Annotated in this window: 16 protein-coding genes; 10 read left to right on the plus strand and 6 right to left on the minus strand. The window is 65.2% G+C overall.

Annotation, left to right across the window (positions count from 1 at the left end):
- Positions 1-129: 129 nt before the first annotated feature.
- A complete protein-coding gene (purT, locus tag GGR61_RS02575; RefSeq protein WP_184620349.1) occupies positions 130-1,332 on the minus strand; it encodes a formate-dependent phosphoribosylglycinamide formyltransferase in 1,203 nt (400 codons plus the stop codon).
- 126 nt (positions 1,333-1,458) lie between these two features.
- Here purT and GGR61_RS02580 point away from each other — a divergent pair, with 126 nt between their 5' ends.
- The 5 genes from GGR61_RS02580 (at position 1,459) to GGR61_RS02600 (ending at position 4,377) form a co-directional block, all read left to right on the plus strand.
- Positions 1,459-2,316 carry an SPFH domain-containing protein gene (locus GGR61_RS02580; RefSeq protein ID WP_184408732.1) on the plus strand — a complete coding sequence of 286 codons (858 nt, stop codon included), beginning with the start codon at positions 1,459-1,461 and terminating at the stop codon, positions 2,314-2,316.
- Between the two features lie 9 nt (positions 2,317-2,325).
- Complete coding sequence (locus GGR61_RS02585; protein ID WP_184408733.1) at positions 2,326-2,610, plus strand: hypothetical protein; 285 nt, start codon at positions 2,326-2,328, stop codon at positions 2,608-2,610.
- Complete coding sequence (locus GGR61_RS02590; protein ID WP_184408734.1) at positions 2,607-2,786, plus strand: Arc family DNA binding domain-containing protein; 180 nt, start codon at positions 2,607-2,609, stop codon at positions 2,784-2,786. Before GGR61_RS02585 ends, GGR61_RS02590 begins: the two co-directional genes overlap by 4 nt.
- 325 nt (positions 2,787-3,111) lie before the next feature.
- Positions 3,112-3,564 (plus strand): PH domain-containing protein, encoded by a 453-nt coding sequence (locus GGR61_RS02595; protein ID WP_326520607.1) that lies wholly within the window; start codon positions 3,112-3,114, stop codon positions 3,562-3,564.
- 15 nt (positions 3,565-3,579) lie between these two features.
- Complete coding sequence (locus GGR61_RS02600) at positions 3,580-4,377, plus strand: M15 family metallopeptidase (RefSeq protein WP_184620351.1); 798 nt, start codon at positions 3,580-3,582, stop codon at positions 4,375-4,377.
- 36 nt (positions 4,378-4,413) lie between these two features.
- On the opposite strand, the gene GGR61_RS02605 is transcribed toward GGR61_RS02600, so the two are convergent.
- From GGR61_RS02605 to GGR61_RS02625, 5 genes are all read right to left on the minus strand, one after another.
- Positions 4,414-5,088, minus strand: coding sequence for a DNA-3-methyladenine glycosylase (locus tag GGR61_RS02605; protein ID WP_184620352.1), 675 nt, complete (start codon positions 5,086-5,088; stop codon positions 4,414-4,416).
- A gap of 2 nt (positions 5,089-5,090) precedes the next feature.
- Positions 5,091-5,462, minus strand: coding sequence for a DUF423 domain-containing protein (locus GGR61_RS02610; protein WP_184620353.1), 372 nt, complete (start codon positions 5,460-5,462; stop codon positions 5,091-5,093).
- A gap of 97 nt (positions 5,463-5,559) precedes the next feature.
- Positions 5,560-6,747: an SRPBCC family protein gene (locus GGR61_RS02615; RefSeq protein ID WP_184620354.1), complete on the minus strand. Its 1,188-nt coding sequence runs from the start codon at positions 6,745-6,747 to the stop codon at positions 5,560-5,562.
- A 376-nt stretch (positions 6,748-7,123) separates the two neighbouring features.
- Positions 7,124-7,765, minus strand: a complete 642-nt coding sequence (locus tag GGR61_RS02620; protein WP_006450021.1) for a response regulator transcription factor — start codon at positions 7,763-7,765, stop codon at positions 7,124-7,126.
- An 11-nt stretch (positions 7,766-7,776) separates the two neighbouring features.
- Positions 7,777-8,958: a sensor histidine kinase gene (locus tag GGR61_RS02625; RefSeq protein WP_184620355.1), complete on the minus strand. Its 1,182-nt coding sequence runs from the start codon at positions 8,956-8,958 to the stop codon at positions 7,777-7,779.
- 233 nt (positions 8,959-9,191) lie between these two features.
- Here GGR61_RS02625 and GGR61_RS02630 point away from each other — a divergent pair, with 233 nt between their 5' ends.
- The 5 genes from GGR61_RS02630 to GGR61_RS02650 all read left to right on the plus strand — a co-directional run bounded on the left by GGR61_RS02630 (position 9,192) and on the right by GGR61_RS02650 (position 12,407).
- Positions 9,192-9,791, plus strand: coding sequence for a GNAT family N-acetyltransferase (locus GGR61_RS02630; protein WP_184408741.1), 600 nt, complete (start codon positions 9,192-9,194; stop codon positions 9,789-9,791).
- A 3-nt stretch (positions 9,792-9,794) separates the two neighbouring features.
- Complete coding sequence (minC, locus tag GGR61_RS02635; RefSeq protein WP_184620356.1) at positions 9,795-10,541, plus strand: septum site-determining protein MinC; 747 nt, start codon at positions 9,795-9,797, stop codon at positions 10,539-10,541.
- 36 nt (positions 10,542-10,577) lie between these two features.
- Positions 10,578-11,387: a septum site-determining protein MinD gene (gene minD / locus GGR61_RS02640; RefSeq protein WP_005994582.1), complete on the plus strand. Its 810-nt coding sequence runs from the start codon at positions 10,578-10,580 to the stop codon at positions 11,385-11,387.
- A 2-nt stretch (positions 11,388-11,389) separates the two neighbouring features.
- Positions 11,390-11,647 carry a cell division topological specificity factor MinE gene (gene minE, locus GGR61_RS02645; protein WP_003484370.1) on the plus strand — a complete coding sequence of 86 codons (258 nt, stop codon included), beginning with the start codon at positions 11,390-11,392 and terminating at the stop codon, positions 11,645-11,647.
- 268 nt (positions 11,648-11,915) lie between these two features.
- Entirely contained in the window at positions 11,916-12,407 is a 492-nt protein-coding gene (locus GGR61_RS02650) for a hypothetical protein (RefSeq protein WP_184408743.1), read from the plus strand.
- The last annotated feature ends 40 nt before the right edge of the window (positions 12,408-12,447 follow it).

Here is a 12,447-nt window from a genome sequence, read left to right on the forward strand (position 1 = left end):
TAAGCAATGTTTCGTGATTGCTGCACGTTAGCCGCATGCCAATCTCGCCATCTGCAAGCAAGGCAGTCTTGAAAATCGCGGGCAACGGTCAGGCCGATGCCCACAAAACCCCCGCAAGAACTCCGTTATTTAGTCGCGAAGCTGAATCGTCAGCGCCGCAGCCGCGACACGCGCTTTCTCGCGTGCCGCATCGATACTCTCTGCACGCGCCAGGGTGACACCGACACGGCGGTGGCCGTCCACGCGCGGTTTGCCGAACAAGCGCAGCGCGGTGTCCGGGTCGCGCAATGCAGCGGCAACGTTGTCGAATACCGGCACGCCATTGCCGTGCGCGAGCAGCGCGCAGGACGCCGACGGGCCGCTCTGGCGGATCACGCCGCCGTTTTCAGCACCGACTGGCAAGCCGAGGATGGCGCGTGCGTGCAGTGCGAATTCGCTCAGTTCCTGCGACACCAGCGTCACCAGGCCGGTGTCGTGCGGGCGCGGCGACACTTCGCTGAACCACACCTCGTCGCCCTTGACGAACAACTCCACCCCAAACAAACCCCAGCCGCCCAGATCGTCGGTGATGGCTTTCGCAATCTCCTGCGAGCGTTGCAAGGCGGCGGTCGACATCGGCTGCGGCTGCCAGCTTTCGCGGTAGTCACCGTCCTGCTGCCAATGGCCGATCGGGTCGCAGTACGAGGTGCCGCCGGCATGCCGCACGGTCAGCAGGGTGATCTCGTAATCGAAATCAATGAAGCCCTCGACGATGCAGCGGCCAGCGCCGGCGCGTCCGCCAGTTTGTGCGTAGTCCCAGGCCGCGTCGATGTCGGCTTCGCTACGCAACGTGCTCTGGCCCTTGCCCGAGGACGACATCACCGGCTTGACCACGCAGGGCAGGCCCACCGCAGCGATCGCCTCGCGATACTGGGCGGCGGTGTCGACAAAGCGATACGGTGACGTCGGCAGGCCCAGGGTTTCGGCAGCCAGGCGGCGGATGCCTTCGCGGTCCATGGTCAGGCGCGCGGCGCGCGCGGTGGGAATCACGCGCTGGCCCTGATCGCGCTCCAGCACCACCAGGGTTTCGGTATGGATGGCTTCGATCTCCGGCACGATCAGGTGCGGCTGCTCGGCGGCGATCAGCGCGCGCAGCGCGGCAGGATCGAGCATGTCCAGCACGTGCGAGCGGTGCGCCACCTGCATCGCGGGTGCGTTGGCGTAGCGATCGGCAGCGATCACCTCCACCCCGAAGCGCTGCAATTCGATCGCCACTTCCTTGCCCAGTTCGCCCGAGCCCAGCAGCAATACACGGGTGGCGGAAGGCGATAACGGCGTACCGAGGGTGGTCATGGGCGCGGTCCAGATCGAAGGGGGACGTCATTCTAGCGGTCCGTCACTCAGACCGCCGGCTGCGGCCCTTGCGCCACCTGATATCACTTTGATATCTTTTTTCCACTCTCCAAGGATATCCGCACGATGAAAGAGAAGCCGATCCGTTCACTGCCGGGCATCCCCGTCGTCGTTGTCGCCGGCGCAGCGTTCGCTGCCGCCACCTGGATGCTGCTGACGGGCAACGCCATGCCCGCAGCGCTGATCGTCACCATCGTGATCGGTGCGGTCGGCATCTTTTTCCTGGCCGGCCTGTACACCCTGGAACCCAACCAGGCCGCCGTGCTCAGCCTGTTCGGCAAGTACATCGGCACGGCCCGGGACTCCGGCCTGCGCTGGAACAGCCCCTTCTACGCCAAGCGCCGAGTCAGTCAGCGGGTGCGCAACTTCGAGAGCGGACGACTCAAGGTCAACGAGCTCGATGGCAGCCCGATCGAGATCGCTGCGGTGATCGTCTGGCAGGTGCTGGATGCTTCGGAGGCCGTCTACAACGTCGACGACTATGAGAGCTTCGTGCATATCCAGTCCGAAGCGGCGCTGCGCGCGATGGCCACCAGCTATCCCTACGACCAGCACGAAGATGGGCAGATCTCGCTGCGCAGCCACCCGGCCGAAATCAGCGAACAGCTCAAGCGGCATCTGGACGAGCGCCTGACCCAGGCCGGCGTGGACGTCATCGAAGCGCGTATCAGCCACCTCGCCTACGCACCGGAAATCGCCCAGGCCATGCTGCAGCGCCAGCAGGCCAACGCAGTGATCGCCGCACGCACGCGGATCGTCGCCGGTGCGGTGGGCATGGTCGAAATGGCGCTGGCCGAGCTGCAGAAGAACGGCGTGGTGCAGTTGGACGAGGAGCGCAAGGCACACATGGTCAGCAACCTGCTTACCGTGCTGTGTTCTGATCGCGGCACCCAGCCGGTGGTCAACGCCGGCTCGCTGTATTGAGGTGATGCAATGAATGTCATGGTGCCGCTGGTCGTCGCTCTTTCCGGCTTGCCCGCGCTGGCGATCGCCGCCTCCATCGGGGCGGACGACGACGACCGTGCGCGCGGGCTGGGCCTGCGCTGGGCCTTGATCAGCCTGGTGATCCTGATCGGCGCCGCCTGCCTGTACTGGGCCGGCGACAGCCGCGCCGGTATCTACGCGGTGGTGATCGGCATGCTCGTCGGCGTCAACGTATTGATCGTTTCGATGGTCATGCACCTGCGCCGCCACAGCGGCCGCGGTGAGCGCGAGTGAGCGAAAAAAAGGCCTACCCGCTGCGCATCAACGCCGATGTGCTGGCTGCCATGCAGCGCTGGTCCGACGACGAGTTGCGTAGCCTCAACGCGCAGATCGAATACGTGTTGCGCGATGCGCTGCGCAAGGCCGGCCGGCTGCCGAAGCCGCACGACGACAAGGAACCGCAGGCATGAGCAGGCGCTGCAGCCGGCGAAGCATCGCCACAGCGCTGCCATGTCTCAAAGCCTTCAACGGCGATGACAGTCAGCTCGCGGCGGCCACACCAAACACCCCCGGCATGCGCGTTATCAGGCACCCACACGTATCGCCAGGTGCCGCAGCGCCACTGCCCACCAAGGAAGCCCGATGACGACGCGATCCGGCCAACGCCCCGGCAACGCTGCACAGCACACGGTAGGCACCGGGCACCGCCCGCACCGGCGCGATTACGCCGTCGCTGCGGTCGCGCCCTGGGGGCTCGCGCTGTGGCTGTGGCTCCCGTTGCTGGCTGTCGCGTGCGTGATCGTCGTGGTGCATGCGGACAATGTCCGCAACGGGCATCCTGCCGCCCTGTATGCCCACCTGGCACTGCTGGTGGCAATCGCAGTGAGCTGCACCGCCGCGCATGCGCGCCGCGGTATCCGGCTGCAGGACGAGCGCTTGATCGTGCGCTCGACACTGTTCACCAAGCAGGTGCCTGTCGACCAGATGCGGCTGGACACGGCGCGCGTGGTCGATCTGGCCGAGCACACAGCCTTCAAGCCAGGCCGAAAGTCTTTGGGCTTTGGCTACCCGGGCTTTCATTCCGGGTACTACCGCAGCAGACAGGCAGGCCCGGGGTTCTATCTGATCACCCAGTCAGCCCGCGTGCTGATCCTCCCACTCAAGAGCGGCAGCCTGCTCGTGCTCAGTCCCGAACAGCCGCGCCAGCTGCTGCAGGATCTACAGCAACTGGCCGCGCAACGCGCTTAGCCCTACCCTGTCGCGATGCGCACAACGCCGTCCCTGCTACTCAACACCACCGCCATCGAACTGGTGCCAGCCGCCCTCCTGCGTGCCCGCAGCAATGCCGACGCCCGCGTGCTGGCGCAGGCCGACTGGCTACTAAGACGCAAGCGCGATGGACACTATCTGGCCGCGCAGCTGCCGCACGGGCTGATGCCGCTGGTGCCGCGACTGGCGCGCGAGCCAGGCCTGGACGAGGCACTGGACCGGCTGCAGAACGCCACTGCGCGATTTCACCAAGGCGACGAGAGCGTTCTTGCGGTCGACGGCTTGCAGCATCGCCTCACACAGCTCGGACTTGTCGCCGATGACTATGTAGAACGCACCGGACTGCACCTGATCGCCGAACCGGCAACGCTGCAGTTCGCCGGGCGCGATCGCTTCGGCCGGCCGCTCTGGCTCAGCGCAGGCGCCGCGCGTGCCTGGCGGCAGATGCATGCGGCCGCGCTGCGTGCGGAGATCGTGCTCGATGCGATCTCCGGCTATCGCAGCCACGATTACCAACTGGGCATCTTCGAACGCAAGTTCGCACGCGGGCTGAGCCTGACGCAGATCCTGGCAGTGAACGCGGCGCCCGGCTTCAGCGAACACCACAGCGGCGATGCGCTGGATATCGGCACTCCGGGCGAACCACCGGCCGAAGAATCGTTCGAGGTCACCACTGCGTTTGCCTGGCTGAGCAGTCACGCGGGCCAGTTCGGCTATTGCCTGAGTTATCCACGCGACAATCCGCATGGCATCGTCTACGAACCTTGGCATTGGCGGTGGCACGCGGCCTGATGCGTGCGGCAACCAAGCGCGGATCGATGCGCGCGCCTATTCCTGCGAGCGCGGCGTCGGTACTTTGGTCGCGACGCTGAAGTCGGCGATCTTCCATAGATAGAACGCGGCGTAGGTGCGATACGGGCCCCAACGCTCGCCACGTGCGGCCAGTTCCTTCGGCGTCGGCATCTGCTCCTGCTTGTCCACGCGCTGGGCGCCCTTGCGCACGCCCAGGTCGTCGATGGGCAGCAGATCCGGGCGCCCCAGGCGAAACATCAGCATCATTTCCACCGTCCAGCGGCCGATGCCGCGCACCGGCACCAGTGCCTGGACGATCGCCTCTTCGTCCATGAAGGCCAGCCTGCGCAACGAGGGAATCTCACCCTCCAGCTCGCGCCGCGCCAGATCACGCAAGGCCAGCGCCTTGTTGCCTGACACGCCGCATGCACGCAATGCCGCATCGTCGACACGAGCGAGCGTGTCTGCATGCAAGCGCTGCGCACCGATGGCCACTTCCACCCGCGCCACGATCGTCGACGCGGCCTTGCCGCTCAGTTGCTGAAACAGGATTGCGCGCGCCAGCGCGTCCACCGGGTCGAACGGCTTGCGCCAGCCCGGTTGTGCGGCGATCGGGCCAATGCGCGTCATCCACGCACCCAGCGCGCGGTCGCGCCGGGCCAGGGACGTAAACGCTGCCTCCACATCGAAACCGCGTGCATGGTGCGGCATGCTCAGCGCCGCAACGCGCCGAGCGCCAGCACCACCCAGCCCAGCATCAGGCTGATGCCGCCGATCGGCGCCAGGCCGGTCGACCAGTGCAACAACGCGCCGCCCACCAGACTGCCGGCGAACAGCAAGGTGCCGAGCAACAGCAGATACAGGCCGACCCGGCCGAACGCACGCGTTTCGGTCGCGCCAAGCGCCGTCAGTACGGCGCCATGGCCGAAGGCGTAGAACGACGCCAACTGCAGCCGCGATTGCACCAGCGCATCGGTTACGCCGTGCGACGCATAGGCCGACACCCCCACGGCGGCGGCGGCCAGCAATGCACCGCAAAACGCCAGCAACGAGGGATGTTTCTTACGACGTTCAGGCAGAGACATGAAAGCAGGCTCCCGTTACAGCGCCGCAGCGCAAAAAAAAACGCGCCGCAAGACTGCGGCGCGTTTTCGTCTGGATCAGATCATCGTGGTGAGACGATTACTTGATGGCCCAGTAGACGTCGTAGGTGCCTTCCGGCGTAAACGCCTTGTCCACGCCGCCCTTCCACGCTTCGTACGGACGCTCGGTCACGTCGTTGCCGCTGGTGGCGGCCCAGGCGCGCAGCGAGTTACGCACTGCATCCAGGCCGGCCATGTGACCTGCATAGGTCGCAAAGGCGGAACGATGTGCCTTGGTACGCTCGTACTTGACCGGCGCTTCGGACGGAATGTTGACCTTCAATTCCTCACCCGTTGCGGCAACCGGGGTTGCGTCCACAGGTGCGGCGGCAGCGTCGTCCTTCTTGGCGTCCTTGGCGTCAGCCTTGGCGGTATCGGCCTTGGCATCGGTCTTGGCTGCGCCACCGGCACGCTTGCGCACCGGCTGCACGACGTCGAACGCATACTTGTCGCTGGCGAAGTCGGTGGTCACGATGCGAACGGGACCAGCAGCCTCAAGGCCGTTGGATTCCATCACACGCTTGATCCACTCCTGGTTGTCCTTGATCGACTTCTTGATCGTCTCGTTGTCACGATCGATGTTGCCTGCGGTGACGACCAGCAGGTCCTCGGCGGGCACATCGACGATCTTGAGATCGCTCAACACCGGCTTGCCATCCAGCTCGGCGCGGTAGTCGAAATTCGGCACGGTGGCCAGGGCGGTGGCCAGGCGCGACAGACCCAGCTTCAGGTCGTCGCCCACATGGCGGCTGACATACAAGCCGGCATAGCGACCGAACAGGTTCCAGCCGTACTTGACGCTGTAGTCCTGGGTGATCTTGACGTTCTTGTTGTTCTTGCCGGTCGTTGCCAGAGTGAAATTGGTGACCTTGTCGTAGCCCTTGGTGGGATCTTCGATCGCGATCTCAACACGCTCGTTCTTGACGGTGTTTTTGATTTCCCAGCTGCCCTTGCCGATATAGCCCTCTTCGGAGCTGTAGTCGACGCGTGCACCCTTGCCCTCTTCCGGGCCGGCCAGCTTCAGCTGGATCTTCGGGTCACGCAGCACAAGCGGGTTCCAATCCTTGAAACGACGGAAGCTGTTCACGGTGTCGTAAACAATCGTCATTCTGCGGTTGGTCTCAACACTCTCGGACATCTGCCGCTCCGAGGGCAATACCAAGCCCACCACGACAAACAAGCCAGCCACGATCCCCAAGGCGATCAGGAACTCGATAATACGGGTCATTCAGGAGGTCTCCGGGGCCGATCCCACGGCCGGGTTGAGTGAAGCGAAGCCGCCATCCTAGCAGGCTTCGAGAAAGATGTTCAGTTGTGCGACGGGTAGCGCGGTCTTGCAGTGTCATCCATTGCGCAACCGCGCCGTGCGGAACTGCGCGATCCCAACCTGCACAAGGGTTTTGGGCGGATTGCGCGCAGCCATCATGCATATCGCGCGCTGCGTGCGTGTGATGCGATCGCTATGCGACACGATTTTAGTGTGCGGCCACCCACCCGGCCACGCGGCAAGCGACCAGACCACACGCCGTGGCCTATCCGGCGTCTGGTGCAGCCCCGGCGCACACCGTCAAGCGCCGGACCTGCCGCTGGCCCGGCTCCGCCGATCAGACCAATTGCAACTCGAAGGCCTTCAGCACCGCGCGGGTGCGGTCGCGCACGCCGAGCTTGGACAGGATATTGGACACGTGATTCTTGATCGTGCCCTCGGCCACGCCCAGCGAATTGGCGATCTCCTTGTTGGAAAAGCCGCTGGCCATCAGCCGCAGGATCTCGGTCTCGCGGTCGGTGAGCGGATCGGGCCGGTCGAGGCTGACGAACTCGTTGCGCATGTGCTCCAGGCCCGAGAGCAGGCGCTGGGTCACCGCCGGCTGCACCAACGAGCCGCCGCCGGCGACGGTGCGGATCGCGCCGACCAGTTGTTCCAGCGACACGTCCTTGAGCAGATAGCCCTTGGCGCCGGCCTTGAGCCCGGCCAGCACCAGCTGGTCGTCGTCGAAGGTGGTCAGGATGATGGTCGGCGGCAGCGTGCCGTTGCGCGAGAGCATCTGCAGCGCTTCCAGGCCGGACATCACCGGCATGCGCATATCCATCAGCACCACATCGGGCTGGATCTGCGGGATCTGCTCGACCGCCTGCTTGCCGTCCGAGGCCTCGGCGACCACCTCAATGCCGTTATCCAGCGCCAGCAGCGAGCGGATGCCCTGGCGTACCAGGGTTTGGTCGTCGACCAGGCACACACGGATCATCAGAACACTCCTTAGGTCACGGCCGCAGGCATCAGTGCCGGCGCGCCTGGAACGGAGATGCGCAGGCCGAAGCCGTCACCCCGCCGGGTTTGTATCTCGAGCTGACCACCATACTGGCTCAGTCGCTCGCGCATGCCGCGCAGCCCGTTGCCGGGCGCCACCGTCTCGGCGCCGTGGCCATCGTCGCGCGCGTCGATCAGCACGGTCTCGGCATCGCGGCGGACCTGGATCCACAGGTTGCGCGCGCCGGCGTGGCGCACCGCGTTGGTGATGATTTCCTGCGTGCAGCGCAACAGCACATGGGCGCGTTCGGGGTCGTCCAGGGTCAGCGGCTGGGCGATGTCCAGATGAATGTCCAGCGACGGCACCTGGGTCACCAGCGGGCGCAGCGCCGCTTCCAGGTCGATCGCGCCGCTGTCGCGCAGGTGGCTGACCGCTTCGCGCACATCGGTGAGCAGCAGCTTGGCCAGCGTATGCGCCTGGCGCACGTGCTCCTGGGCCTGGCCCTCGGTGATATGGCCGGCCACTTCCAGATTCAGGCTCAGCGCGGTGAGGTGGTGGCCGAGCAGGTCGTGCAATTCGCGCGAAATGCGGGTGCGCTCGTTGATGCGGGCGCTTTCGGCCAGCAGCGCGCGGGTGGCGCGCAGTTCGGCATTGAGCCGGCGCTGTTCTTCGCGCGCCTCGGTCTGCTGGCGCGCGACCAGGCTGGTGACGAAGATGAACATCGAAAAGCCGCCGTACAGCAGCGACTGCATCAATGCACCCGAGATCGGAAAGCCCAGCAGCAGGTGATAGACCGGCAGCACCGCCAACTGGCTCAGCACCAGCCACACCACACCGACGCGCAGCGGCAGCAGCCAGGGGATCACACCGGCCGCCACCATCATCAGGATGCTGCCGAGCCCGGTGCCGGTCAGATAACTGACGGCCAGCGCGCACACGGTGAGCAGCAGCAGGATCAGCCGGTCATACCAATGGGCGTGCCCGCCGCTGCTCAGGCCACGGGTCAACCAGAAGTAACTGGCGCCGAAGCCGACGAAGAACGCCGACATCAGGACGGCCTGGGCCACGCTGCGGTGTCCCCCCTCCTCGGCCGGCGTCCAATAGATGAATACCAACGGCATGGCGATCATCGCCCAGGTAAACAGGCCGGCGAAGCGCAGCACGCGCGTATGACTGAGGTGTCCCAACATGCACGCATCTTAGGCGCAACGCGCCGCCTTGCCCTCTTGCCGGAAGTCATGCATGGCGCACAGCAAGGCCGCCGCATGGCGATGCACTACCTCGCCATGCGGGCGGCGCAGGCACGGCGGTCTCGCACGCAGGCGCGTCGGACAGCACGCACCGGTCGCCGCTGCAGGCCCCGCATGTAATAATCCGACGCAGATCCGATTTCGGATCGAGAGCGTTACCCCACGGAGTCCTAATGTCGATCGTTATCCGCGACGTGCGCGAGCACGAGCTCGATTCCGTCCTGGCCCTGAACAACAATGCCGGACTGGCAATCCTGCCGCTGGATGCAACCAAGCTGCAACGCTTCTACGCGCAGGCCGAATATTTCCGCGTCGCCGAGCGCGACGGCAACCTGGCCGGGTTCCTGGTCGGGTTCGGCAGTGGCAGTGCCCATGACAGCAGCAATTTCGCCTGGTTCCGGGACCGTCACCCGGAATTCTTCTACATCGACCGCATCGTGGTCGCCAGCCGCCGTCGCGGTGGTGGCGTCGGGCGTGCGTTCTATGCCGACGTGCAGAGCTACACCGAGCTGCGTTACCCGCAATTGGCTTGCGAGGTGTTCCTGGACCACGGCGCCGACGCGGCGCTGCTGTTCCATGGCAGCTTCGGCTTCCGCGAGGTCGGCCAGAACACCATGGCCGACGTGGACGTGCGCGCCAGCATGCTGATGAAAGACATGTGCAGCTATCCGTGGGTCAAGGAGACCTATGGCGGCAAGTTGCCCGAGCAGTTGCCGTGGGTCGGCCGGCCGCGTCATGCCGCCACCACCGACAACCCGTCGACGGGGAGCTGAGGCGTGGCTAGCGTGAATGTAGATTTTGAACAAGCCGGCGAACTGAAGATCGGCCAGGTGGGCATCGCCAATCTGCGCGTGCGCACGCTGGACGTGCCGCGCCTGGTGCAGGAGATGCGCGAGCGCGTGTCGCGTGCGCCGAAGCTGTTCGGGCGCGCGGCGGTGATCCTGGATTTCGGCGGACTCTCGCAGCTACCGGACGTAACCACCGCCAAGGCGCTGCTGGACGGCCTGCGCGATGCCGGCGTGCTGCCGGTGGCGCTGGCCTACGGCACCAGCGAGATCGACCTGCTCTCGCAGCAGCTCGGCGTGCCGTTGCTGGCCAAGTTCCGTGCGCAATACGAACCGACGGCAGTCAGCCCGCCGCCTCCACCGCCGCCCCCTGCGCGCGCCGAACCTGCAACGCCGGCCGCGCGGCCCGCACCTGGCCGCATGCAACGCAACGCGGTGCGCTCGGGCCAGCAGCTGTACGCGGAGAACTGCGACCTGACCGTACTCAGTACGGTGGGTGCCGGGGCCGAGGTCATCGCCGACGGCAGCATCCATATCTACGGTACCCTGCGTGGCCGCGCTTTGGCCGGCGCGCAGGGCAACCCTGACGCGCGCATCTTCTGCCGCGACTTCCACGCCGAACTGGTCGCCATCGCTGGCCACTACAAGGTGCTGGACGATGTTCCCATGGACCTGCGTGGCAAGGCCGTCCAGGTCTGGCTGGAGCAGGATCAGATCAAGATCGCTGCGCTGGACTGACGCAGCCCAACCACAGAAATATTTCGGAGAAATCCTTTGGCTGAAATCATCGTAGTCACCTCCGGCAAGGGCGGCGTCGGCAAGACCACCACCAGCGCGAGCCTGGCCTGCGGGCTGGCACGGCGCGGCAAGAAGGTCGCCGTCATCGACTTCGACGTCGGTCTGCGCAACCTGGACCTGATCATGGGCTGCGAGCGGCGCGTGGTGTACGACTTCGTCAACGTCGTGCATGGCGAAGCAACGCTCAAGCAATCGCTGATCAAGGACAAGCGCTTCGACAACCTGTACGTGCTGGCTGCCTCGCAGACCCGCGACAAGGACGCGCTGACCCAGGACGGCGTGGAAAAAGTGCTCAAGGATCTTGCCGCCGACGGCTTCGAGTACATCGTCTGCGATTCGCCGGCCGGCATCGAAAAGGGCGCGTTCCTGTCGATGTACTTCGCTGACCGCGCGGTGGTGGTGGTCAACCCCGAGGTGTCCTCGGTGCGCGACTCGGACCGCATCATCGGCCTGCTCGATTCCAAGACCCGCAAGGCCGAGGAAGGCAAGACCGTGCCGGCGTTCCTGCTGCTGACCCGCTACAGCCCGGGCCGCGTGGAAGGCGGCGAGATGCTCAGCATCACCGACGTGGAAGAAGTGCTTGGCCTGAAGGCCATCGGCGTGATTCCCGAATCCGGCGACGTGCTCAATGCCTCCAACAAGGGCGAGCCGGTGATCCTGGATGCCGAGTCCCCGGCCGGCCAGGCGTATGACGACGCAGTCGCCCGCATCATGGGCGAAGAGCGCCCGATGCGATTCATATCCGTGGAGAAGAAAGGCTTCTTCAGCAAGCTGTTCGGAGGGTAAGCATGGGCCTGCTCGATTTTCTCAAGAGCAAGAAGAACACCGCCGAGACGGCCAAGAACCGCCTGCAGATCATCATTGCGCAAGAGCGCAACCACCGCGGCGGGCCGGATTACCTGCCGCTGATGCAGCGCGAATTGCTGGAAGTGATCAAGAAGTACGTCAACATCGACGCCGATGCGGTGCGGGTGGATCTGGTCAAGGATGGCGAGCACGACGTGCTGGATATCTCGGTCGCCTTGCCGGAAGACGGCGACAAGTAAGCGTCTTCGACGGCACCGTCTACGCACGGTGCCGTTTTTACCGCTGGCAACATCCATGCTTGCGCGAACGCCGGTTGATGCGCTGCGGGTTGGGAAGCGAAACGGCCATGCCACCCTGGATGTCTACGCACCTGTCCGTGCAAGCGATTGCCTGCTGCCTGGTGTCAGTGAACTCAATGCATTCTGATGGCACGCGGTTCGTCCAGTGCCGTCATCGTGTCTGCCCTGCCGCAGCGCTGCGGCGTCCATCGACCGCGAGCTCTCCCGCGTGACCATCGACTCTTCTTCCAGCTCCGGGTCTGCCGCCGTGTTATGCGTGGGCGATATCGGCCTGGACGCACCCAACGCCCTGCTCGCCCGTTATGGCCTGCGCCTGCATCGCGTGGAGACCGGGGCACCGATACCGGGCAGTTTCTGGGGCGAGCCGGAAGCGGGCATCATCGGCTGCGACGTGTACGTGCGCGACGACACGCCGGTGCATTCGCTGCTGCACGAGGCCGGGCATCTGATCGTCTTGCCGGCAGAAAAGCGCGCTGCGGTGCATACCGATGCCACCGACTCGGTGGATGAAGAAGATGCCACCTGTTACCTGCAGATCTTGCTGGCCGATCAGTTGCCGGGCGTAGGCAGCGCACGCCTGATGGCCGACATGGACACCTGGGGCTACACCTATCGGCTCGGGTCCACACGCGCATGGTTCGAACAGGACGCGGAAAATGCGCGCAGCTGGCTGCGCGAGCGCGGGTTGTTGCCAGCCTGATCGTCGGCTGGACGATCCAGCGCAGCGCCCAAAGCGCCAG

It is taken from the genome of Xanthomonas sp. 3058 (assembly GCF_014199765.1).
GTDB lineage: Bacteria > Pseudomonadota > Gammaproteobacteria > Xanthomonadales > Xanthomonadaceae > Xanthomonas > Xanthomonas campestris_B.